Annotated in this window: 24 protein-coding genes; 17 read left to right on the top strand and 7 right to left on the bottom strand. The window is 68.9% G+C overall.

Translation table 11 applies throughout. From position 1 onward, the window contains the following. Nucleotides 1-267 precede the first annotated feature (267 nt). Entirely contained in the window at nt 268-1,272 is a 1,005-nt protein-coding gene (locus tag OG241_RS16460) for a Gfo/Idh/MocA family oxidoreductase (RefSeq protein WP_405826256.1), read from the bottom strand. 131 nt (nt 1,273-1,403) lie between these two features. Then, complete coding sequence (locus OG241_RS16455; RefSeq protein WP_319291145.1) at nt 1,404-2,186, bottom strand: TIM barrel protein; 783 nt, start codon at nt 2,184-2,186, stop codon at nt 1,404-1,406. 259 nt (nt 2,187-2,445) lie between these two features. On the opposite strand from OG241_RS16455, the gene OG241_RS16450 reads away from it, so the two are divergent. Then, nucleotides 2,446-3,489, top strand: a complete 1,044-nt coding sequence (locus OG241_RS16450) for a LacI family DNA-binding transcriptional regulator (RefSeq protein WP_319291142.1) — start codon at nt 2,446-2,448, stop codon at nt 3,487-3,489. A gap of 211 nt (nt 3,490-3,700) precedes the next feature. Here OG241_RS16450 and OG241_RS16445 read toward each other — a convergent pair whose 3' ends face one another. Further along, on the bottom strand, nt 3,701-4,399 hold the full coding sequence (locus OG241_RS16445) for a TetR/AcrR family transcriptional regulator C-terminal domain-containing protein (RefSeq protein ID WP_319291139.1): 699 nt from the start codon (nt 4,397-4,399) through the stop codon (nt 3,701-3,703). A gap of 59 nt (nt 4,400-4,458) precedes the next feature. Then, the gene (locus OG241_RS16440; RefSeq protein ID WP_319291137.1) at nt 4,459-4,764 is read right to left on the bottom strand and encodes a hypothetical protein; all 306 of its coding nucleotides are present in this window, start codon (nt 4,762-4,764) and stop codon (nt 4,459-4,461) included. On the opposite strand from OG241_RS16440, the gene OG241_RS16435 reads away from it, so the two are divergent. The 4 genes from OG241_RS16435 to OG241_RS16420 are packed head-to-tail and all read left to right on the top strand — an operon-like array spanning nt 4,763 to nt 7,520. Continuing rightward, nucleotides 4,763-5,683 carry an alpha/beta hydrolase fold domain-containing protein gene (locus OG241_RS16435; protein ID WP_319291134.1) on the top strand — a complete coding sequence of 307 codons (921 nt, stop codon included), beginning with the start codon at nt 4,763-4,765 and terminating at the stop codon, nt 5,681-5,683. The genes OG241_RS16440 and OG241_RS16435 overlap by 2 nt on opposite strands. After that, on the top strand, nt 5,680-5,820 hold the full coding sequence (locus OG241_RS16430; protein ID WP_319291131.1) for a hypothetical protein: 141 nt from the start codon (nt 5,680-5,682) through the stop codon (nt 5,818-5,820). Before OG241_RS16435 ends, OG241_RS16430 begins: the two co-directional genes overlap by 4 nt. A 34-nt stretch (nt 5,821-5,854) precedes the next feature. Next, complete coding sequence (locus OG241_RS16425; protein ID WP_319291129.1) at nt 5,855-6,958, top strand: hypothetical protein; 1,104 nt, start codon at nt 5,855-5,857, stop codon at nt 6,956-6,958. Nucleotides 6,959-6,974: 16 nt separating this feature from the next. Beyond that, nucleotides 6,975-7,520 carry an ester cyclase gene (locus OG241_RS16420; RefSeq protein ID WP_405816139.1) on the top strand — a complete coding sequence of 182 codons (546 nt, stop codon included), beginning with the start codon at nt 6,975-6,977 and terminating at the stop codon, nt 7,518-7,520. Between the two features lie 296 nt (nt 7,521-7,816). Here OG241_RS16420 and OG241_RS16415 read toward each other — a convergent pair whose 3' ends face one another. Next, nucleotides 7,817-8,566, bottom strand: a complete 750-nt coding sequence (locus OG241_RS16415) for an NADPH-dependent F420 reductase (protein WP_405826254.1) — start codon at nt 8,564-8,566, stop codon at nt 7,817-7,819. Nucleotides 8,567-8,699: 133 nt separating this feature from the next. Between OG241_RS16415 and OG241_RS16410 the strand changes: the two genes are divergently transcribed. From OG241_RS16410 to OG241_RS16380, 7 genes are all read left to right on the top strand, one after another. Then, a complete protein-coding gene (locus OG241_RS16410) occupies nt 8,700-9,305 on the top strand; it encodes a TetR family transcriptional regulator (RefSeq protein ID WP_405816138.1) in 606 nt (201 codons plus the stop codon). A gap of 586 nt (nt 9,306-9,891) precedes the next feature. Beyond that, nucleotides 9,892-10,485, top strand: coding sequence for a TetR/AcrR family transcriptional regulator (locus tag OG241_RS16405; RefSeq protein WP_405816137.1), 594 nt, complete (start codon nt 9,892-9,894; stop codon nt 10,483-10,485). Between the two features lie 140 nt (nt 10,486-10,625). After that, nucleotides 10,626-11,183: an NADPH-dependent F420 reductase gene (locus OG241_RS16400; RefSeq protein ID WP_405816136.1), complete on the top strand. Its 558-nt coding sequence runs from the start codon at nt 10,626-10,628 to the stop codon at nt 11,181-11,183. A 28-nt stretch (nt 11,184-11,211) separates the two neighbouring features. Next, a complete protein-coding gene (locus OG241_RS16395) occupies nt 11,212-11,364 on the top strand; it encodes a hypothetical protein (RefSeq protein WP_405816134.1) in 153 nt (50 codons plus the stop codon). Between the two features lie 337 nt (nt 11,365-11,701). After that, nucleotides 11,702-13,039 carry an NtaA/DmoA family FMN-dependent monooxygenase gene (locus OG241_RS16390; RefSeq protein ID WP_405816133.1) on the top strand — a complete coding sequence of 446 codons (1,338 nt, stop codon included), beginning with the start codon at nt 11,702-11,704 and terminating at the stop codon, nt 13,037-13,039. Beyond that, entirely contained in the window at nt 13,039-13,554 is a 516-nt protein-coding gene (locus OG241_RS16385; RefSeq protein WP_361708750.1) for a flavin reductase family protein, read from the top strand. The genes OG241_RS16390 and OG241_RS16385 overlap by 1 nt, the downstream gene beginning before the upstream one ends. A 175-nt stretch (nt 13,555-13,729) precedes the next feature. Continuing rightward, nucleotides 13,730-14,740, top strand: coding sequence for an LLM class flavin-dependent oxidoreductase (locus tag OG241_RS16380; RefSeq protein WP_405816132.1), 1,011 nt, complete (start codon nt 13,730-13,732; stop codon nt 14,738-14,740). Nucleotides 14,741-14,935: 195 nt separating this feature from the next. On the opposite strand, the gene OG241_RS16375 is transcribed toward OG241_RS16380, so the two are convergent. Next, nucleotides 14,936-15,250: a helix-turn-helix domain-containing protein gene (locus OG241_RS16375; RefSeq protein WP_405816131.1), complete on the bottom strand. Its 315-nt coding sequence runs from the start codon at nt 15,248-15,250 to the stop codon at nt 14,936-14,938. Next, entirely contained in the window at nt 15,157-16,023 is an 867-nt protein-coding gene (locus OG241_RS16370) for an AraC family transcriptional regulator ligand-binding domain-containing protein (RefSeq protein WP_405816129.1), read from the bottom strand. Before OG241_RS16370 ends, OG241_RS16375 begins: the two co-directional genes overlap by 94 nt. Before the next feature lie 587 nt (nt 16,024-16,610). On the opposite strand from OG241_RS16370, the gene OG241_RS16365 reads away from it, so the two are divergent. From OG241_RS16365 to OG241_RS16345, 5 genes are all read left to right on the top strand, one after another. After that, nucleotides 16,611-17,246, top strand: coding sequence for a riboflavin kinase (locus tag OG241_RS16365; protein ID WP_405816128.1), 636 nt, complete (start codon nt 16,611-16,613; stop codon nt 17,244-17,246). Between the two features lie 136 nt (nt 17,247-17,382). Further along, the gene (locus OG241_RS16360) at nt 17,383-17,670 is read left to right on the top strand and encodes a hypothetical protein (RefSeq protein WP_319291102.1); all 288 of its coding nucleotides are present in this window, start codon (nt 17,383-17,385) and stop codon (nt 17,668-17,670) included. 371 nt (nt 17,671-18,041) lie between these two features. Next, entirely contained in the window at nt 18,042-19,226 is a 1,185-nt protein-coding gene (locus OG241_RS16355; RefSeq protein WP_405816127.1) for an LLM class flavin-dependent oxidoreductase, read from the top strand. A 77-nt stretch (nt 19,227-19,303) separates the two neighbouring features. Then, nucleotides 19,304-19,831, top strand: a complete 528-nt coding sequence (locus OG241_RS16350) for a cupin domain-containing protein (RefSeq protein ID WP_405816125.1) — start codon at nt 19,304-19,306, stop codon at nt 19,829-19,831. Next, entirely contained in the window at nt 19,828-20,787 is a 960-nt protein-coding gene (locus tag OG241_RS16345; protein WP_405816124.1) for an oxaloacetate decarboxylase, read from the top strand. The genes OG241_RS16350 and OG241_RS16345 overlap by 4 nt, the downstream gene beginning before the upstream one ends. Nucleotides 20,788-20,895: the final 108 nt, after the last annotated feature.

The raw sequence follows: 20,895 nt of genomic DNA, 5'->3' as shown, positions 1-20,895 counted from the left end.
GAAAGGGCGGAGCCGGCTGGCAGCCGTGGCTGTACTTCGCTGATGGGCGCAAGCTGCGTGCCTGACGCCGCCCGGGCATCAGGCTGCCCTTTGGCGTCGATGTGTTCCCGTTGGCGTCGCACCTGGAGATCCAGTGGGACGAGAAAGGCCGGGCGACGGGCCTGAAGGACCTGAACTGAAGTGACGTGAACCGACGGCCTCCCGAGCCCTCACCGGCACAACATGGTCCTGTCGCCCTGTCTTGGCTGGCCTCGTCCTCACTCGGCCTTACTCACCCTTGAGTTCCGCGATGCCGACAGGGACGCCGGTGGTGACCGACCGGACGGCGGCGAGCGCGATGGACAGTGCGGCCCGGGCGTCCTCGCCGGTGGCGAGGGGGGTGTGCCCGCTACGGACGCTGTCGGCGAAGTCGGCGAGTTCGGCGACGTATGCGTCGTGGAACAGGTCCTGGTCGTAGGTGAGGCAGTCGGCGGCGGCGCCCTCCGGGCCGTACGAGGTGAGATGGGTGCGGCGTATGTCGCCCATGGTGAGCATTCCGGCGGAGCCGAAGACCTCGCCGCGCACGTCATAGCCGTACACGGCCTGGAAGTTGGCCTCGGCGGTGGCGAGGGTGCCGTTGTCGAACCGGATCGTGACCACGGCGGTGTCGAGCAGGCCGCGGTTCTTGAAGTCGGGGCGGACCAGGGCGTCGGCCCAGGCGAAGACCTCGACCGGTTCGGCGCCCGGGTTGAGGAACCGCAGGGTGTCGAAGTCGTGGATGAGGGTCTCCAGGAAGATCGTCCACGGCGGGATGCGGGCCGGGTCGTTCAGCTTGGGGTCCCGGGTGAGTGAGCGCAGCAGTTGGGGCGTGCCGATGCCGCCGGCGACGATCTTGTCGTGGGCGGCGCGGAAGCCGGGGTCGTAGCGGCGGTTGAAGCCCACCTGGAGCGGCACGCCCGCGTCACGGGCCGCGGCGATGTCCCGGTCGGCCTCCGCGAGGGTGGCGGCCATGGGCTTCTCGCAGTAGACCGCCTTGCCCGCCCGGGCCGCGGCCACGACCAGGTCGGCGTGGGTGCGGCCCGGGGTAGAGATCACCACCGCCTCGATCCGCGGGTCGGCCAGGAGTTCGCCGATCTCGGTGTACGCCGTGGGACGGCCGAGGTGGTCCGCAAGCCGGTCCGAAAGCTGGTTCGCGGCGTCCGGCGCCGGGTCGGCGACCGCGGCGAGGCGGACACCGGGGAGGCGGCGGGCGAGCGTCGCGGCGTGGAAGGAGCCCATCCGTCCGGCACCGATGAGGCCGACGGCGAGGGGCTGGTGTGGTCATCCGGGTTCTCCCTACGTCTGCGAGCGGGTGCTGGCGGGAAGGGGGGCGTGTGGAATGCGGTGCCATGCGGAGTGTGGCGCCCTGTGGAGTTGCGGCGCCCTCAAGGCGTGAAGGCCGAGCGGAACCTCTCCAGCGCGAGGTCGCTGTCGGTGGAGGCCCAGGCCTCCATGGCGACGGTGCCCTCATAGCCGAGGTCGACAAGGGCGCTCGCGACGGCCGGGTAGTTGATCTCCCCCGTCCCCGGCTCGCAGCGGCCGGGTACGTCGGCGACCTGGATCTCGCCGATCAGGCCCAGGCCGTGGGCCCGGCGGACCAGTTCGACGAGGTTCCCCTCGCCGATCTGCGCGTGGTAGAGGTCGAGGTTCATCCGCAGTCCGGGGCGGTCCACGGCGGCGACCAGGGCCAGGGTGTCGGCGGCCTTGGCGAACGGCACCCCGGGGTGGTCCACGGCGGTGTTGAGGTTCTCCAGGGTGAAGGTGATCCCGGCGCTCTCGCCCAGCTCGGCGAGGCGGGTGAGCGTGCGGTGGGCGGCGATCCACATCTCCCCGGTGGGCTCGCCGGTCACCGGCACCACGGGCAGGCCCTCGCCGTCCAGGCCGGTGCCGTGGAGGTTCAGCCGGGGGCAGCTGAGTTGCTCGGCCGCGCGGATCGACTCCTCGGCAGTGCGCAGGAGTTCGACGGCACCATCCTCGTCGGTGAGGCTGCCGCGGATGTAGCCGGTCATCGAGGAGAACTCGGCCGGGGTCCGGGCCAGGGCGTCGAGATCGTGCCGGGTCCAGTCCCAGATCTCGACCTGGAATCCGGCGTCGTGAACGCGCCGTGCCCGCTCGGGTATCGGCAGGTCCCGGAAGACCATCTCGGCACAGACCGCCAACGTGAACATCGCTGCTCGCCCTCTCTCGTTCGCCACGGGGGCACGTCCGACCAAAACATCCGACTAGAACGTTCTAGAATCGGTCGGGAGCAGCAGTACGCCAGCCACCAAGGCGCTGTGTCAAGCTCCGGGACGGCTCGGACCTAGAACGTTGCAGGTCTCTCCGACCAGTGCGTTCACCCTTGGCCTACGATCGTCGGCGGAAGCAGACACCTCGGCGGGGCACGCCCCTCGACCGAGTCACACACCTCGATCAGGGAGGCCGGCGGTGCCACCAACCCCCGTGGTCCCGGACGGAAAGCGGCCGACCCTCGCCGACGTGGCGGCCCGGGCCGGTGTGTCCACGGCGCTGGTCTCCATCGTGATGCGCGAGACCAAGGGCGCCAGCGCGGCCACCCGCGAGCGGGTGCTCCAGGCGGCGCGGGAGATCGGCTACCGGCCGGACTCCCGGGCCCGGTTGCTGCGCAGCAACCGCTCGCGACTGCTCGGGGTGCAGTTCGGTCTCCAGCATCCCTTCCACACCGACCTCGTGGAGGGCATCTACACCGCGGCCGAGTCCGCCGGCTACCAGGTCGCCCTCAGCGCGGTCGCCCCCAGCCGCAGTGAGCGGCAGGCGGTGGAGACGCTGCTCGGTGACCGCTGCGAGGCCCTGATCCTGCTCGGTCCACAGGTGCCCGCCGCACGGCTGGCCGAGCTGTCGGCGTACCTGCCGGTGGTCTCCGTGGTGCGGCGGCTGCGGCCGCCCGCCGCCGGTGTGGACGTCGTACGCACCGCCGACGACGAGGGTGCGCGCCAGGCCGTCGACCATCTGGTGGCCCTCGGACATCGCGACATCGCCCACGTCGACGGCGGAAAGGCACCCGGCGCCGCCGACCGGCGCCGTGGCTACCGCACCGCCATGAACCGCCACGGTCTCGCCGACCGTGCGCGCGTTCTGCCCGGCGGCCTGACCGAGGAGGACGGTGCCACGGCCGCCCGCGCGCTCCTCGACGCCCGGCCGCGGCCCACCGCTGTCCTCGCCTTCAACGACCGCTGCGCCACGGGCGTACTCGACGCGTTCCTGCGCGCCCGGGTGCCCGTTCCCGAGGAGATCTCCGTGGTCGGCTTCGACAACAGCCACCTCGCCCGCCTCGCCCACATCGACCTCACCACCGTCGGCCAGGACGCCTCCCGCCTCGCCGAACTCGCCGTCGGCCGGGCCGTCGCACGGCTGGAGGACGAGGAGCGGACCGGTACGGAGACCGTCATCGCCCCGCATCTCGTGACACGCGGCACCACTGCGGCGCCACCGGACGGCGTCCAGGCTTCGTAAGCCCGCGCTAGAAGGGTAGGACAAGCTAGTCCTGTCGGGGAGCTGAAGTGGGCGGTCTGCGGCGTGGTGCCCCCGCCTCGCGCAGTCGCTGCTTGCCGTTCTCGTGGGTGCGGCGGGAGCTCATCGCGCTGACGTATCCGAGGGGGAGACTCAGCGCCGCTTCGTGCCGCCGTGCGTCCCGTGCCTGACCTGGCCGGGGTGCCGGGGAGCGTCATGTTCGTGGTCCGGTGGGCAGGCCACCGTCGTACGCCAGACCCGCCCGCGTCGCCAACCCGGTGATCAGCAGCTCGATGCCGTACTCGAACTCCACGTCATGGTCGCTGACGGCCAGGTAGGGCGCGGTGGAGGCCAGAAGGGGATCGCCCGTAGCCGTGATCTCGTCGATCCGCTGCTGCACCTGATCGGGTTCCACCGTGCCCACGGTGATGGCCGAGCCCAGTTCCCGCATGATCGTGCCGACGAGGAAGGCGACGTAGCTGCGCAGCACGTGGACCTGCTCCTCCGGTGCGAGGCCGAACTCGGTGATGGCGCCCAGTGCGGAGCGGATGCTCTCCAGAGCCGCCGGTGACTGCGTGGGGCGGGTGCAGACCAGCTGAAACGCCTTGGGGTGCTGCTTGGCGGCGGTACGGAAGGCGGCGGCGTGCGCCCGGATGCGGTCCTGCCAGGTGCCGGTGACCGCTCCGGAGAAGTCGATCCGGGCGAGCAGCATCTCGGCCACGCCGTCCAGGAGGGCGTCCTTGTTCGGGACGTGGTTGTAGAGCGACATGACCTCGACGTCGAGTTCGGTGGCCAGCCGCCGCAAGGAGAAGGAGTCGGGACCCTCGCGGTCGATCACCTTCACCGCCGCGGCGATCACCTTCTCCCGCGTCAGTCCAAGGCGTCTGCCCCGGCCTGTGCCTCGGACGCTCATGCGCAGTCTCCTTTCTACGGTCGTGGCGCAGCGATCGTATCGGGGACCCTTGACATCACTTACAGCGCAAGTCTAGCTTCAGCGAAGACATACACCATAAGTGTTTTCGTCCGCCTCTCCCGTGCCTGACCGACCGACAGCTCGCCGACCAACTCCTCGAACAGGGCATCCGCAACGCCCTCGCACTGCTGGACGCCGAGGAGCACGACTGAGACGCCATCCGTGCCGATCAGAAACTGGTCCGGTCGAACAAGGTCGGCGACTCCCTCGACAACCGCATCCGCGTCACTCTCGACGCCGGCCACCCGCCGGGTGGCCAGACGATCCGTACACCCCTCAATGAGGGGAAAGAACGAGGACCCCATGAGTGCCTTCCACCCCGATCTCAAACGAGGTCGCTTCCTCCCCAATGTGTCCTACGGACGTCTGTCGTCGCGCCTGATGCGGAGCGTGAAGTGGCGCTCGACCGATCCAGGGCCGGACGTCACGGTCCAGGAGATCGTCGTGCCCGGGCCCAAGGGCGCCCCGCCCGTCTCGCTTCGCGTCTTCCAGCCGACCGGCCTGAAGACGGCGGCTCCGGCGCTGCTCTGGATCCACGGAGGCGGGCTGATCTTCGGAGCTCCCGAGCGGGACGACCGTACGAACATCGCCTTCGCCCGCGAGCTGGGCATCACCGTCGCCGCGGTCCGTTACCGACTGGGTCCTGACCACCCCGCGCCCGCCGCGGTCGAGGACGCCTACGCCGGGCTGCGCGGGCTGGCCGAGCGCGCGGACGATCTGCACATCGACACCGATCGCATCGCGATCGGCGGTGCCAGCGCGGGCGGCGGACTCGCCGCCGCCCTCGCCCTCCTCGCCCATGACCGGGCTGAGATCCGGCCGGTGTTCCAGCTGCTTCTCTACCCCATGCTGGACGACCGCACGACGACGAGAACCGACCTGGACACCTTCGAGGTGCGCGTCTGGACACCCAAGAGCAACCGGTACGGCTGGTCGTCCTACCTCGGCGACACCGTCGCGGGCCCCGACGTCTCCCCCTACACCGCCGCAGCCCGCCGCGAAGATCTCACCGGTCTCCCCCCGGCCTGGATCGGCGTCGGCAATCTCGACCTCTTCCACGACGAAGACGTCGAGTACGCACGCCGGCTGAATGACAGCGGCGTCCCCTGCCACCTCGATGTCATCCCCGGCGCCTTCCACGGCTTCGACGTCGTGTTCCCCAAAGCCGAGATCTCGCGGGAGTTCTGGCGCCGACAGGCACGAGCGCTGAAGGACGCACTTTGAGACCGCCCGAAACCAAGGCAGACCGACGCGCGGATCGCGGAGAGGTTTCCGTCCACACGGTCGGCTTTTACCAGCTCGTCAGCAACTTCCTCAACACCTTCGGCGTGACGACCGAGGGCGAGACCACCCCGTACTGAGACACCTACCCAATTGAGTATCCCAGGAGGACCGATGAAGCTCGCCTGGCAGGATGCCGATGTCCCCGACATGCCCACGCTCGGCACACGGATCACCACCTTCGACGGCCTGGACGAGGTCGCCGGCGGGTACGGCGCCAAGCTCGCCTTCGCCCGCACCCGCGCCCAGGCGTTCCGCGCCGAGTTCGCCGCCACCGGCACACCCGACAGCGTGACCACCTGCGACCTGATCACCCTCCCGTACCCGACCAAGTTCGGTCTCTTCCGGGCCAGTCGAGCCATCGCCCCGTTCCTGTCCATCACCAACCGCATGCTGGTCATCCGGTGGACAGAGAGCGACGGACGCCGGCGGGTGCTGCTGTTCGAGCCCAGCGACGTGGCACTCGGCCGGAACACCCCGTACTTCGCCGCCCTCATCCGTCGCACCCCCGCCCTACTGCGCAGCCTGCTGACCACGGAGCACGGCACCGTCCTGGGTCACCTCGCCCGGCTCGGCATCGAGCCGGAAGACGTGGACTACCTGATGTTCGACCACCTGCACACCCAGGACCTGCGACGCTGGGTCGGCACCACCGGCCCCCAGCCGGACCTCGGCGGCACGGTGAAACCGGCATTCCCGAACGCCAAGGTCATCGTGCAGCGCCGCGAACTGCTCGCCATGTCCCAGCTGCACCCGCTCCAACAGCCCTGGTACCAGCCGGAGACCTACCGAGACGTCCGCCCCGACGCCTTCCTCGCCGTCGACGGCAGCCTCGTGCTCGGTCCCGGCGTCGCCGTGGTCGACACCCCCGGCCACGTCCTCGGCAACCAGACCCTCGTACTGAACACCTCCACCGGCATCTGGGCCAGCAGCGAGAACGCCATCGCCGCCGAGTGCCTGACCCCCGAGCACTCCCGGATGCCGGGCATCGCCCGCTGGGCCCGCGCCTGGCAGCAGGAGATCGTGCTCAACGCCAACACCATCGAGACCACCGCCGACCAGTACAACTCCCTGGTCATCGAGAAGACCCTGGTCGACCGCTCCCAGAACGACCCCCGGTTCCTGCAGTTCTTCCCCTCCAGCGAACTGACCCCCTCCTGGGCCAACCCCGGCACCACACCGACCTTCACCCACAAGGCCATTCACCACACGGCCTGACCGACCAGGAAGCCGCATGCTCACTGACGAGATCCGCAAGGCCCGCCACAAGCTCGTTCTCGACCACTTCCAGGACGAGGTCCGTCAAGACTGGGACGACGTCCTGTCGACGTTCCCGCACCCGCACTACGAGCTGATCCCGACCATGCAGGTCCACGACGGCGACACGGCCGTGTGCGGCTACTACCGCGACAGCCGGGTCGCCTTTCCCGACCAGGACCACGAGATCATCGCCTTCCGCCACAGCGACGACGCCGTGATCGCCGAGTTCTGGCTGCTGGGCACCCACCGGGGCCCACTCGGCGCCATACCGCCCACCGGCAGCCGCTTCCGGGTGCGCATGACCGCGTACTTCCTCTTCGACACCGACGAGAACCTGGTCTGCGAGCGCATCTACTTCGACAGCCTGACCATGCTCAAGCAACTCATCGGCGGCTTGAACATGAGGAACCCCAAGAACTGGCTCCTGGCAGCACGGTGCCTCAAGGGCCTCCTCGCCATGTCAGGCCACAAGCCCCACCCCACGCTCGTCAACACCACACCTCCTGCCTTCGCCGACTGACGACGTCGAGCAACGAACGTCGAACAACGGGCAGCAACCCGCCACACCAAGGACCCGCCCGGGGGCTTCGGCAAGACCACGCTCGCGGAGATGTCTGGGCCGAAGAGGACCCCGGCCGTGTGACGGCCGGGGTCCTCTGCCTCGTGCAGGTGTCGGCTCAGCCGCAGTAGTCGCGGTCGGGGCGGCGGCCGCAGGCGTCTGTCTCCCCGCCGGCGGAACGGAACCACCGCGGTGGGTCGGTGTGCGGACCCGGTCAGGAGTTCCGGTTCCACCTCCTCTTCCGCGATGCTCTCCACTCACCTCCAGTCGGCGATCGAGAAGCTGTCGCCCGCGGGTCGGACAACCGTGGCGGTCAGTTCCCTCACGCGGTCGGCAGGTACCGGAACGCCCGGGGCCTGGAAGACCCATTCCATCGTCTTGTCCAGGCTCACGTCCTTGGGTACTTCCCCGAAGTAGGGCTTGCAGTAGACGGGTGTGCCTGGTTCGCTGCGCCAGCTGTCGGCGAGCGTGCCGATGTCCACCGCGTCGTAGCCGAGGAGGTCGAGCAACTCCACGACCTCCGCCTTGGCGGCGGCATCGTCGCCGGCGATCGGCATGGCACTGCGGTCCGGCGCACCCGAGGGGCGGGCCAGGCTGAGCAGCTGGCTGACGACGATGTTGCTGGCCGCCTTGACCACACGGGAGTCGGCCAGGTGGCGCTGCACCAGCTCGCTGCTCGTCAGCTCGTTCGCGTCCAGCTCGGCGATGCGGCCGTCGCGCACCGGGTAATAGTTCAGCGTGTCGATCACGATCTTGCCCGCCAGCGGCTGGGCCGGGATCTGCTCGTAGGCGCTCAGTGGGATGGACACCACTACCAGGTCCCCGGCCTCGGCGGCCTCGGTGGGAGTGGCCGCCCGGGCGCGGGGGCCGAGTTCGGCGACGAGACCGGCGAGGGACTCGGGGCCGCGGGAGTTGCTCAGGACGACGTCCAGGCCTGCGGCGACAGCGAGGCGGGCCAAGGTGCCGCCGGCGTTGCCACTGCCGATGAAGGCGAGTGTCTTGTTCATGGTGCTCTGTTCTCCCATGGGATGAGGAAATGCCGGAGTGGCCACAGCCACGAACCGTAACCGGACCGGCTGGTCATGTTGACTACCGTACCACCTAACCGGACCGTCCGGTCATGTTGCATAGGGTGGACCCATGAGCACTGAAGAAGAAGCCGTTGCGGCGCCGCCCGCGCGACGGATGAGAGCCGACGCGGTGCGGACGCGCAAGGCGCTGTTGAAGGCTGCCGCGGAGGTGTTCGCCGAGCACGGCGCGGAAGCGTCCATTGCGCAGATCGCGGCACGGGCGGGGATCGGAAAGGGAACCGTCTTCCGGCATTTCCCCACCAAGGAGGACCTGTTCGCCGCGATCATCAGCGCCACGGTCCCGCAAGTGATGACCGTGCTGGCCAACCCCGGCAAGGGCAGCCTCTGTTCCTCCCTGGCCGGCCAGATACGAGGCAGGCCGCCCGTCATCCAGGCTCGCACGGACGCGGCTGGCGATATCGACTGGCTGGCGCAGATCGACTCCACGATCGCCCGCGCCCGCCAGCACGCCGCTGCGGCGGGGCGAAAAGGGGAGACCCACAGGCTGGACGAACCGGACGATCGCACCCTCGGCCGATCCAGCGGAGGACTGACCACCAAAATCCCCCTGGCCGGCGACGGCCGTGGCCAGCCCCTCGCGATCCTGCCTCCACCTGACCAACGCCACGACACTGTGCATGCGCGTCAGCATGCAATCACGGGACAGCACACCTAGAGCTCCTCCGCGAGCGGCCGGAAGGCCCCGTCTCCGCGAACCTTGCCGTCCTCCGTCCTTGCCGTGCCCCGTTGCGGCCGCGATCCGCCTGTATGACGGCCAGTTCGCGATCGAGTTGCCGCTGCCGATGTAGACCTTGCAGACCACCCCGCCGGTGCACTAGCCGGCCGCGAACGGTCCCTGCACCGGCTGCTCCGCAAGAGGGGAGTCACGGGCCGCCTCATCGCCCTGTACGAGGAATGAAGTGGGCGTTCTTCGTGTGCTCGCCGCGATGGGTGGAGTGACCTGTCACTGTCGGGGCCGTTCGCCGCCATGAACGGCGGCCCTCACGCCCGGCGGGCCGCGTCGCGCCTGCGCACGCGCACGCCGGCGTCCGTCCGGCCAGGCAATGCGGTGCATCCCGGGACGCTCTGGCCTGCTCCCGGCCGGGCCTTTCCGGCGGATAGCGCTTCGGTCATGCCGTGCGGCACTGGCGGAGTCGTAGCGCCGGATTTGACCGGATGCTGCCTCCGTTTTACAGTAGAATCCACTCGGAGATGACCTCCGTTTTTCCGGGCCGAGGCTCGCGAGAGATCAAGGAGGACGCATGAGCGCCAGTGGACAGCAGGGCCGCAAGCCCCGCGTGGACGTCCAGCGCAATCGTGCGGCCCTCCTGGAAGCGGCCCAGCGCCACTTCTTGAGGTACGGGGTCGACACGTCTCTCGAGGCGGTGGCCAAGGAGGCGGGCGTCGGGCCAGGAACGCTGTACCGGCACTTTCCCACCCGTGCGGCACTGCTCGCGGCCGTGCTGCAGACGCGCTCTGAGGAGCTGGTGTCCCGCCAGGCGGACATCGCCCGGCTCGGCGACGCCGGCAAGGCCCTGGAGCAGTGGCTGCGGGCGATGGAGGAGTATTTCAGCGCCTTCAGCGGATTGCCGGAACCGCTCATGGCTGCGGCCAGGGCCCAGGAGCCGGACAACCCGCTCACTCACCCCTGCAGCACTCTCATCGCCGCCACCGAGGGGTACGCGAAGTCCGCGCAGGCCGCAGGTTACGTGCGGCCGTCGGTGCAGGGGTTCGACCTGTTCCTCGCGGCCTGCTCGGTCGCCTGGATCAAGGGCACCGGCGCCACCGAGGAATCGCTCGACCGGTTGCAGGCGCTCGTCGCCGACGGATACCGCGAGCCGAACGACCGCAGATAGCGGTCGGCACCGCGCGCCGGGCCTGCCGGAACACCCTGCCCCGGCACCCCGCTGGTTTCCGGCGGGAGCCGGCCATCCGACCATGCCGCCAGCACATCACGCCGCCTTCAGGGGTGACGCAACCTGTCAAAGAATAAATCATGAAAATTACCGTTTTCGGCGATGAAGCCATCGGCGGAAATCTGGCCCGCAAGCTGAGCCTGGCCGGTCATCACGTCCAGGTGGCCGATGCTCGCGGCCCCGAGGCTGTCGCGGCCGAGGTCCTGGAGGCAGGCACCCGCGCGGTGGCCCTGGACGAGTCGGTCCAGGGCAGGGACGCGATCCTCCTGTCGATCCCGTTCGAGGTGGCGGGGAAGCCGGCGGACCTGTTCGTGAACGTCCCCGCCGAGACCGTGGTCATCGACACCTCGAACCACTACCCACACCTCAACGAGCGGATCGAGGCGGTGGAGGACGGCGGCAAGGTGGAGAGCGTGTGCACCTCCGAGCTGCTTGGTCGACCCGTCGGCAAGGCGTGGAACGCCGCGCTGGCCGAGACCCAGCGCACCCGTGGTGTCCCTGCGGGCACTCCGGGCCGCATCGCCATCCCGGTGGCCGGCGACTTCGAGGAGGCGAGGAAGGTGGCCATGAGCCTGGTCGACGACGCCGGCTTCGACCCCTACGACGCCGGCGTCGTGGCCGACTCGTGGCGTCTGTAGCCGATGGGCCCCGCCTACTGTGCCGAGCTTGACCCTAGACCAGTTTCCCGCCGCTCTGGCCGCGGCCGACCGCGTGAAGGACGCCGCCGTCCGCGATAGCGTGAATGGGCCTTCGCCGACCTTCCGGCCAACCCCCACCCTTGACGACGTCGTCGAGATGAACCGCGCCGCCCACCGCTGACACCTCGCCCCACCACACGGCGGCACTCGCAAGGGGCCGCGGCATCGCAGACACGACAGGGACGTGAACAACTCCCGCGCGTGAACCGGTGTCGCGACCCCGCGCAGTTGCACCTGTGAGGCCGCCCGCCGGTCGCACAGGCGCAGCCGCCCGGAAGTGCGGACCGCACTCGGCACGTACACCGGCCTCTCGGCACACGGAATATACCGCCCCTCGCGCCCATACTCCGGCGCCTCCCGCGCCGCCCTTTTGCAATTCGGAGACAGCCTCCGTATCATCGGGAGGGTAATCGGAGGTACCCTCCGTTTTCTCTTGCCTGTTTGTTGGAGGCGTTCCCATGACCCGCTCGCAGATGCTTTTGGCCATGCAGTTCACCAGCGGCTACGGATCCGAGCCCGGGGCGTGGCGGCTGCCCGGGGCCAACCTGTCCAGTTACACGGACATGGACCAGTTCGTGCGCTACGCGCAGGCCGCCGAGCGCGGCAAGATCCAGCTGCTGTTCATCGCGGACACCCCGGTCCTGGACGTGGACCTTGAGCGGGAGAACCCGCACCACCCCATCGACGCTGTCCTCGTTCTGACCGCCATTGCGCGGGAGACGGAGCGGATCGGTCTGGTCGCCACCGGCTCCACCACCTTCAACGAGCCCTATAACCTCGCCCGCCAGTTCAAGTCTCTCGACGTGATCAGCCACGGCCGGGCCGGCTGGAACGTGGTCACCACCTCGCACCCGGAGGCTGCGGCGAACTTCGGCTCCCCGGTCCCGCCTCGTACGGAGAAGTACGAGCGCGCCCACGAGTTCGTCCAGATCGTGCAGGCGCTGTGGGGCAGCTGGGAGCGGGACGCCTGGGTCCTCGACGTCGAGGGCAAGCGGTTCGCCGACATGGGCAAGATCCAGCCGGTCAACCTGCAGGGCCGCCACGTCGCCTCCCGCGGCCCGCTGCCCATCCCGCCGTCCGAGCAGGGCCAGCCGGTCATCTTCCAGGCGGGCGGCGGCGGTTACGGCCTGGAGTTGGCGGGCCGGTACGCCGACGGCGTCTACGCCAACCCGATGACGATCAGCGACGCCATCGCCCAGCGAGGTGCCCTGCGGGACGCCGCCAAGCGTGCCGGGCGCGACCCGGACGAGGTGAAGATGTTCGCCGGCTTCATGCCGACCATCGCCGCCTCCCGCGAGGCCGCCCTTCAGCGGCGCCGCTTCCTGGACGAGTCCGTCGACCTGCGCCAACGCGTCGGCTACCTGGGCGCGATGATCGGCGTGCCGCTCAGTCACGAGCAGCTCGACCAGCCGCTGACCGCGCGCCAGTTGGCTGATGCCGTACCGAGTCCGCATGATGCGCGCTCCGCCCGTGCCCTTGAGGTGGCGCGGGAGGGCTGGAGTCTGCGGGACGTCCTGGCGCATGGCGTCATTGACTACCACCCGGTCGTCGCCGGCACCGCCACGGACGTGGCTGCTCACATGCAGGAGTGGTTCGAAGCGGGCGCCTGCGATGGCTTCTCCCTGGCCATCGACGGCTACCACGACGGCGTCGACGCCTTCGTCGATCAGGTCGTCCCCCTCCTGCAGGAACGCGGCCTGTTCCACGACGACTACGAAGGCGCCACCCTGCGTGACCACCTCGGAGCCCGCGACCAGTACGGCCTGGACCCCCGCATCACGGAAACGGCCCGGTAATGCCCATCAACACCCAGCGCCCCCACACCGGCAGCGTGAGTGCGCAGGCGTTCCGCAACGCGATGGCCACCATCGCCTCCCCCGTCTCCGTGGTCACCGCGATGGACGGGCAGCGCCCGCACGGCACCACAGTCAGCGCCTTCGCCTCCTTGTCCCTGACACCCCCGATGGTCCTTGTGTCCCTGGACAACCACTCCCAACTCCTGGCGATCATCCGCCGCACCGGACGCCTCGGCCTCAACATCCTCGGCACCCACCAGACCGGACTCGCCGCCACCTTCGCTCGCTCGGACCAGGGCAAGTTCGACGACGTCATCTGGTCGCCCAGCGAGAACCTGCCCCGCCTGCCCGACGCGGCGGCGTGGATCGCCGCCGAGGTCGACGAGTACGTCACGGCCGGCGACCACACCGTCCTGCTCGCCCACGTCCACGCCGCGGAATCCGGCGAGGAAGGCCCACAGCCCCTCACCTACCACCAGCGTTCCTTCGGCACGCACACACCACTGGCCGCCTGACGCCCAGTTCGGCCGGTCACAAATACGTGAACACCGTGCGGGTCGTTCCCCAAACGCCGAGGCGCATCGACCGGCACGTCCACGCACTTCCCTCTCGAGGCGGACTGCGCTCTCCGGGTCCAAGGGCAGATCCGCCCGACCCTGCAACCGAACCGGCAGCAAGGACCGAAAGACCATGAAACTCTCCCTCATCGAGCTCGCCACCATCGCCCCCGGCAGCGACAAGACCCAGGCCCTCAAGGACTCGGTCGACGCCGCGAAGCAGGCGGAGGACCTCGGCTACCACCGCATCTGGTACGCCGAGCACCACGACTCCGCCAGCACCGCCTCCTCGGCGCCGGAGATCCTCATCGCCCTGGCGGCGGGCGCCACCTCCCGCATCCGGGTCGGCTCCGGCGCGGTGCTGCTCAACCACTACAGCCCCTACAAGGTCGCCGAATCCTTCCTGCAGCTCGAAGCCCTCACGCCAGGCCGCATCGACCTCGGCCTCGGCCGCGCCACCGCAGGCCCCGTGGTCGACCTCGCCCTGCGCCGCGACCGTGACGTACCGCCCGCCGACGACTTCACACAGCAGGTCCAGGAAGTACTCGCCCACTTCGACGGCCGCTTCCCCGCCGGCCACCCCTTCGCGCGCCTGAACACGGCCACCGGCGTCGCCTCCCGGCCCGAGGTGTGGATCCTCGGCTCCTCGGGCAACAGCGCCCGCATGGCCGGAGAGCTCGGTCTCGGCTACGCCTTCGCGGGCTTCATCAACCCCGACGGCGCGGGCCGCGCCCTGCTCCGCCACGCAGCGTTCGCCCAGTCCGCAGCCCGCAGGTCGGCCGGAGGCCGCGGCATCCTGTCCGTCGGCGCCGTGGTCGCCGACACCGACGCCGAAGCGCAACGGCTGAACTGGTCCAGGACCGCCTTGATGGCCCGCCTGGGCCGCCAGGGCGCCGCGGCCCAGATCCCCACGGTCGAGGAGGCCGAACGGGAACTCAGCCAGGTACAGAAGGACACCCCCACCGTCATCACGGACGGCCGCTGGCCCCGCGAACTCGCCGGCAGCCCGGAGACCGTACGCGATCAGCTCGAGCAGATGACCAAGGCCGCCGGCGTCGACGAGGTGATGGTCCAGGACATCATCGCCGACCCCGCGGCCCGGGCCCACTCCCGCGCTCTGCTGGCCCAGGCCATGGGTATCTGAGGCGTCATCCACTCTGCGAGAGGCGTCCTTGTCGCCGAGCTCGATGACTGGAACGAGGCGCTTGCCGTCAGTACTACGGGGATGGCTCGAACGAAGTCAGCGCGCGAGCCGCGTGGAGTGCTGATGTGACGTCGTCGGGCAGCCAGGAGCCCGGCCCTACCAGCGGCTTACCGCTTTTGTCAGAGTGCACAACGCTTACCCGGACGCGTCGCCGCGCGGCAATCCAAGAACCTGCTCCGAGGAAAGACTGTAGTTCTTGCCTCCGTAGCGAGAAGCCTCTCTGAACGCCGTCGGAGGCATGCCCCTCCACCGTTTGAAGGCCATCGTGAAGCTCGCCGGATCTGTGTAGCCCAGCTTGCGAGATATTTCTGATACAGAGTGATCTGTATTCGATAGCAGATCGCAGGCCAGTTCACTCAAAGTCTCGTCTCGTACTCGGGCGAAGTCCTTGCCCGTGAGTTCAAGCTTGCGTTGCAAGGTACGTGGGGAGACTCGCAGCGTCGCGGCCACATTTGCCAATGTGCGGTTAATATTGGGGCGGCCCTTATGGCTTTGGTGACGGTGTGGGGCCAGTCTCCAGTCGCCCTGAACGTGTCGATGATCTGCGTATCCGCTCTGACCCATGCCTCGTGCTGGAAGGCGTTGCCGAAGGGGAGCTCGTCTGTTGATATCGCAGGGTCCCACCGCAGCCGCAACGCCGGGGCGCCGCAGTCGATGTTGCAGGAGACGTACGTCGAGACCTCAGGCGAGACTTCTGCCAGAGGGACTTCGACCTGGGTGTAAGGGAAAGTGTCGCCGTACAGCCACGCGAGAGATCGAGTGGCGGCGTAGAGATCGCGGTAGACGCTGAACGGGATCAACTCTTCAGGGGCGTCTGGATAGGTGAACTCGATTCCCGCCACCGCCCCTTCTGGCGCCCGGAGAGGCGTAATCTCCAGGAGCCCAGGCGCGTTATCGGTTGCGCTGGCTGCTGCCGCCCACGCGGCAACTGTCGGCGCGGTCGCCAGAGCCATTCCACGCACGCTGTATGTGCTCGTCGTGTACGCGCGCGCGGCTCGCACCCAAAGGTCGACGCGATCTCTGGTGAGAGCGACGAACTGAAGCTGGAAGGTCAGCTCCTTCCTTGCAGGAATAGTGCTTCCTGGCCGGTTCAGCGCGTTGGGGGCGATCTCCGCATTCGCGAGCGCAGTTCGCCAGTCGAGATTCGCTTCCTCGAGCAGCTGGCGCAGTATGTGAACACTGAAGTTCGGCACGCGCAAGTTCTGATACGAGCTCAGCTTCATCGCTGCACCCTTTCGCCGCCGACGTACGGAGGCGGTCCGGCGTGTGCAGGAACCCCCCGAGGAAGCCGCGTCCAACCGCCGCGGCGGGCAACCGGCCGGCCAAGGGGTCGCGGAGAAGCAGCCACGGATGTCGTTCCGGCACAGGGCGTGCTCGATCGGCAGTCGCGAGGAACGGTCGCAGAACGCATCTCTCTCCTCGTCATTGAGGCGATGGGGTGCCGCTCCGGAAGCGCTGCGGCGGCTGGAGCGCCGCCAGGCATCTGAAGTAACGCCAGCAGCCTCGCATCTCGCGCCACCGACCGGCAAGGAGAGGCACTTTGGCGCGTTTTCCCGGGGCAATGACATCTCTTGCCGTGATGGCCCGGCGCTGCCCCCTCTTAGCGTCATACGTCCACGGAGGTCAGCGGAGAAGCCGTTGCCTCAGATCAAAGGGGAACCCGGTGAGCACTCCCAACCCGCGAAGTCGTCCTCAGCAGATGACCCCCCTGACCCCAAGCAGTATCGACTCGTCGTCGCAGGGCCGACCGAGTCCGGCGGAGACGACTTCCTCGACTTTCGACGCGGGCCCGACTGGGGATCTACCTGCGATGGCGGTCGCCGGCCCCGTACCCGCGCAGGTCGGACGCTCGCGAGGGGACCGGCTCTGTGAGTTCAACCGCAGTACCGCCGAGTTCGACGTCCCCGGCGGGTCCGCAGGCGCGTTCCACCGGGCCGTCGAAGGCAGCCACGGCAAAGAGAACTTCGGTGCCCCGCCGCCCAAGGTCGCCTGGGCAGGGTGCAAGGGATCCGTCTTCGGTGTGAGCAGCTTCCCCGTTAAGCCACAGCACCAGGTTGTCACCGGCGTCGTCCAACGCGGTGATGCCCGCGGACGACTGCTGGGTTTCCCCACCGCCAACCTCCCCATGACGACCAGCGCTCGCCTCGACGGCGTCTGGTCCGCCGTAGTTGTCACGGAGGATGACAGCCGACACTGGCCCGCTGCGGTCTCTATCGGACGGAGAACCACCTTCTACGGCCGCCATGGCCAACTACTCCTCGAAGCCCATCTTCTCGACGTGGAGATCGAGCTGTACGACCGGGAAATCTCGGTCCATCTCGTGGGCCGCCTCCGCTCGCAACGCCGGTTTCATGACGTCGAGGACCTGGTGGGGCAGTTGGCGAGAGACATTGAGGATGTCCGCAACTGGGCGGCATCAGTCTCGCTGGAAGCGGGCGCACAATGACCCGGCGGCCGCCGCCTCGGTGGGCCATTCTGCGCGTAGCGGCCGCTGTGGAGGCGCAGCGTCGCGCCGGGCGCGCACGGATCGACGTCGGTGTGCTCGCACGGCGAGTCGGACTCAGCCGAAGCATGACGTCGGCTTGCCTCTTCGCGGCATCCTCAGGGCGCTCCACGCCAGCCTCCCCACGCCGTGCGGTCGGCGTGCCGAAGCCGAGCTGACGACGCTTTTCGGGTCGGGAACGGGGCTCGGGGACGGCCGACAGACGAGCCAGGGCAAGGCCGCGCTCATCACGGGAGTCGAGCATGCCCGCCTGTTCATCGACGAAGGCGCGAAGGCGATCCTCATGAGCCTCGCCGAGGAGGCGGGCCCGGCACGCGCGAAGGAGCTGGGCGAAACACTTCCTTCCTCGCCCCACCAACGCTGCTGACGCCGCGTCACGAGTGTCGGCCGTCGAGGGCGGGACGGCAATTTTCGGTCCAATCACCGTACTGGTGAACAACGCCGCGCTCTCCGTGTCGAACGCCTCGCACCAGGCCGATGGCCGCCCGCGCCGCTCCACCGCCGCTACGCGGACCTGTCGACCACGACACCGAGATGATCTCCAGCGCCGCACATCCTGTCCGAGCCACTCAGAGACGAGTACGCACACAGGTGGCGCGATTTCCCGCTCTGATGGCGCACTTGACCGTGACGATGTGCCCCCGGACCAGACCTACCGTCGTGCCACGAGAGGTGCCAGGCGTGGCCGTCGGCCCCGTCTTCCCTGCCAGGACGCACCACGACGAAGTGGAGATAACCATGACTGCTGTCGCACCCCCGGAGACGAAGCTCGACCACACCGTCGAGCGCAACAAGCGCCCCATCCTCGACGGCCCGAACAAGTTCAAGGTCGCGATCTTCGGCGCGAACGTCTCCACCGGTCAGGGTGGTCTGAGCTTCGCCGACGACATGATCAAGCTCGGTGGCTGGGACGAGATCAAGGGCCTCGCGCAGAAGGCCGACCGCTACGGCGTCGACGCGTTCGTTCCGATCGCCCGCTGGCAGGGCCTGTCCGGCCCGGACCGCCCCTGGGGCCGCCAGTTCGAGACGTTCACCTGGGCGGCCGGCCTGGCCGAGGCCACGGAGAACATCGGCATCTTCACCACCTGCCACGTCCCGTTCTTCCACCCGCTGATGGCCGCCAAGATGGCCGCCACGGTCGACCACATCAGCGGTGGCCGCTTCGGCCTGAACGCGACCGCCGGGTACTTCGAGCCTGAGTTCCGGATGTTCGGCGTGGACTTGCCCCCGCACGACGAGCGCTACGAGGTCGCCGAGGAGTGGATGACCGTCGTCGAGCGCCTGTGGAAGACCGAGGGCGACGACTACGAGTTCGACTTCCAGGGCAAGTACTACAACCTGGGGGGCGCGCAGTCCTACCCCCAGCCGGTCCAGACCCCCGGCCCCCTGGTGATGAGCGCGGGCGCCAGCCCTGCCGGCCAGCGGTTCGCGTTCAACCACGCCAACATCCTCTTCGCACAGATCCCCAGCGTGGACGCCGCGAAGCCGATCGTGAGCAAGCTGCGCGCCAACGCCGACGCGGCCTACCGCGATGACCTGGCGCTGTGGGCGGGCGTCCACATCGTGTGCAAGGACACCGAGAAGGAAGCCTGGGACTACGTCCGCTACGTCGAGGACAAGGGTGACTGGGAGAGCGCCGTGCGCTACCAGCAGATCTGCATGACGGGCGACGCCCGCAGCATGGACTGGGATGTCTACAAGCAGAACAACGACCCCCGCCAGGACGAGTCCGTCCGCATCTTCCTGCGCGCCGGCCTGACCCCGCTGGTCGGCACCCCCGAGATGATCGCCGACGGTCTGCAAAAGCTCTACGCCGCCGGCATCACGGGCATCTGCACCGGGATGGTCGATTACGACGAGGGCCTGGACCGCATGGACCAGCAGATCTTCCCCCTGATGCGGGAGATCGGCCTACGCGCCTGACAGCCCACCCCTGGCCTGGCGCCGAGGCGCCAGGCCGCGGCCCCCCTTCCCTGTCCTTCGCAAAGGAGCGCAGAGACATGAGCACGTTCCCCGACCCCAAGAAGTTCCGCCTGGTCGTCGCCGGCCGGAACGAGGCGGGCGAGGCAGACTTCCTCACCCCGGGCCCTGCCGCCGAGTTCGACTTCCCCGGCGTGTCCGCCGGCGCCTTCTACTGGACCGTCGAAGGTGGCCACAGCAAGACCTCCTTCGGGGCGCCACCCACCAAGGTCTCCCTGGCCGGGCCGAACGGGTCCACGTTCGGCGTCAGCAGCTTCCCGGCGCACTCGTCGGGCGAGGTCGACGCCTCGATCCTCGACGAGAGCATGTCCGCGACCGAGGACGACGGCGACGCCGGGATGCACGCCAGCGACACCATCGACTACGAGGTCGTCATCTCCGGCAAGGTCGACCTGGTGCTCCCGGGCGGCAAGAAGCGCACCCTCGTGCCCGGCGACCTGCTCGTCATGGCCGGCGTGCCCCACGCCTGGAAGAACCCCTACGACGAGGACTGCGTGTACATCGTCGTCACCATCGGCTTCAACACCGCCGAGGGGGCCGCAGCATGAGCCTGACCTCTCCCGGAAAGGCGCTGCGCGCGGTCTTCGAGAGCGAGAAGACCGAGCTGCTGCCGCTCGGCTCGGTCCCGTTCCACGCCCAGATGGCGCAGCACGCGGGCTTCGGCGCGTTCCAGCTCTCCGGCGGCGCGTCGGCCTGGTGGCAGGGCGTCTCCGACGTCGGCTGGCTCACCATGACCGAGGTCGTCGACCTCGCGCGCCGCACGGTACGCGCTGCCGACATCCCGATCTACTGCGACGGCGACACCGGCTACGGTGCGCCCCTCAACGTGCAGCGCACGGTGCTCGAGTTCATCGACGCCGGTGTCGCGGGCATCCACATCGAGGACCAGCGCGAGCCGAAGAAGTCGGGCGGTGTCGCCGGCGTCGAGCTCGTCTCCGACGCCGAGGCGATCGGCCGGCTGAACGCCGCGTGCGACGCGCGTGACAAGCGCGACGAGGACTTCGTCATCGTCGCGCGCACCGACGGGTACGGGTCGGCCGGCGGCGGCCTCGAGGAGGCGATCCGCCGCGCCCAGCTCTACAAGGCCGAGACCGGCGCCGACGTCATCTTCTACGAGGGTTTCCACACGTGGGAGCAGGCTGAGATCGCCCTCAAGGAGACGCCTGGCCCCGCGTACGTCGTCGGTGTCCCGCTGATCGGGACCAGGACGGTCGCCGAGATGACGGCGATGAGGCAGGCGGTGCAGTCGCTGCCCGTCTTCCTGCCCGGGGTCCGTGAGGTCTACCACTTCATGGTCGACGCCATCGAGAGCGGCGAGGCGACGGGCTTCCCCGAGTACTTCCGGAAGGTGACCGGCGACGCCGGGACGAAGTACGACATCGGCTGGGGTGCCATGTTCGGCCGCCCCTCCTCCGAGGAGGTGCGTCGCGTCGAGGAGAAATACCTCCCGAAGGACGCGCAGCGCGACTACGAGAGCAGCGCGCACGCAGGAGAGACGTACTGACGATCCACCCCCGTGGGCTGCCGGGGCCGCACCGGCTCCTCGCAACCCACGGATCGCGCGACCGGGACCCCTGTCTCCGGTTGGGCGGACCCTGGCGGCGCCCACCGC

This window comes from Streptomyces sp. NBC_01390 (assembly GCF_045040105.1).
Lineage (GTDB): Bacteria > Actinomycetota > Actinomycetes > Streptomycetales > Streptomycetaceae > Streptomyces.
This window is presented reverse-complemented; position numbering and strand designations above follow the sequence as displayed.

Excerpts from the sequence above, each read along its gene's own strand:
- OG241_RS16455 (WP_319291145.1), bottom strand. The coding sequence starts at position 2,186 with ATGTTCACGTTGGCGGTCTGTGCCGAGATGGTCTTCCGGGACCTGCCG.
- OG241_RS16445 (WP_319291139.1), bottom strand. The coding sequence starts at position 4,399 with ATGAGCGTCCGAGGCACAGGCCGGGGCAGACGCCTTGGACTGACGCGG.
- OG241_RS16435 (WP_319291134.1), top strand. The coding sequence starts at position 4,763 with ATGAGTGCCTTCCACCCCGATCTCAAACGAGGTCGCTTCCTCCCCAAT.
- OG241_RS16440 (WP_319291137.1), bottom strand. The coding sequence starts at position 4,764 with ATGGGGTCCTCGTTCTTTCCCCTCATTGAGGGGTGTACGGATCGTCTG.
- OG241_RS16425 (WP_319291129.1), top strand. The coding sequence starts at position 5,855 with ATGAAGCTCGCCTGGCAGGATGCCGATGTCCCCGACATGCCCACGCTC.
- OG241_RS16420 (WP_405816139.1), top strand. The coding sequence starts at position 6,975 with ATGCTCACTGACGAGATCCGCAAGGCCCGCCACAAGCTCGTTCTCGAC.
- OG241_RS16415 (WP_405826254.1), bottom strand. The coding sequence starts at position 8,566 with ATGAACAAGACACTCGCCTTCATCGGCAGTGGCAACGCCGGCGGCACC.
- OG241_RS16410 (WP_405816138.1), top strand. The coding sequence starts at position 8,700 with ATGAGCACTGAAGAAGAAGCCGTTGCGGCGCCGCCCGCGCGACGGATG.
- OG241_RS16405 (WP_405816137.1), top strand. The coding sequence starts at position 9,892 with ATGAGCGCCAGTGGACAGCAGGGCCGCAAGCCCCGCGTGGACGTCCAG.
- OG241_RS16400 (WP_405816136.1), top strand. The coding sequence starts at position 10,626 with ATGAAAATTACCGTTTTCGGCGATGAAGCCATCGGCGGAAATCTGGCC.
- OG241_RS16390 (WP_405816133.1), top strand. The coding sequence starts at position 11,702 with ATGACCCGCTCGCAGATGCTTTTGGCCATGCAGTTCACCAGCGGCTAC.
- OG241_RS16385 (WP_361708750.1), top strand. The coding sequence starts at position 13,039 with ATGCCCATCAACACCCAGCGCCCCCACACCGGCAGCGTGAGTGCGCAG.
- OG241_RS16380 (WP_405816132.1), top strand. The coding sequence starts at position 13,730 with ATGAAACTCTCCCTCATCGAGCTCGCCACCATCGCCCCCGGCAGCGAC.
- OG241_RS16370 (WP_405816129.1), bottom strand. The coding sequence starts at position 16,023 with ATGAAGCTGAGCTCGTATCAGAACTTGCGCGTGCCGAACTTCAGTGTT.
- OG241_RS16365 (WP_405816128.1), top strand. The coding sequence starts at position 16,611 with ATGGCGGTCGCCGGCCCCGTACCCGCGCAGGTCGGACGCTCGCGAGGG.
- OG241_RS16355 (WP_405816127.1), top strand. The coding sequence starts at position 18,042 with ATGACTGCTGTCGCACCCCCGGAGACGAAGCTCGACCACACCGTCGAG.
- OG241_RS16350 (WP_405816125.1), top strand. The coding sequence starts at position 19,304 with ATGAGCACGTTCCCCGACCCCAAGAAGTTCCGCCTGGTCGTCGCCGGC.
- OG241_RS16345 (WP_405816124.1), top strand. The coding sequence starts at position 19,828 with ATGAGCCTGACCTCTCCCGGAAAGGCGCTGCGCGCGGTCTTCGAGAGC.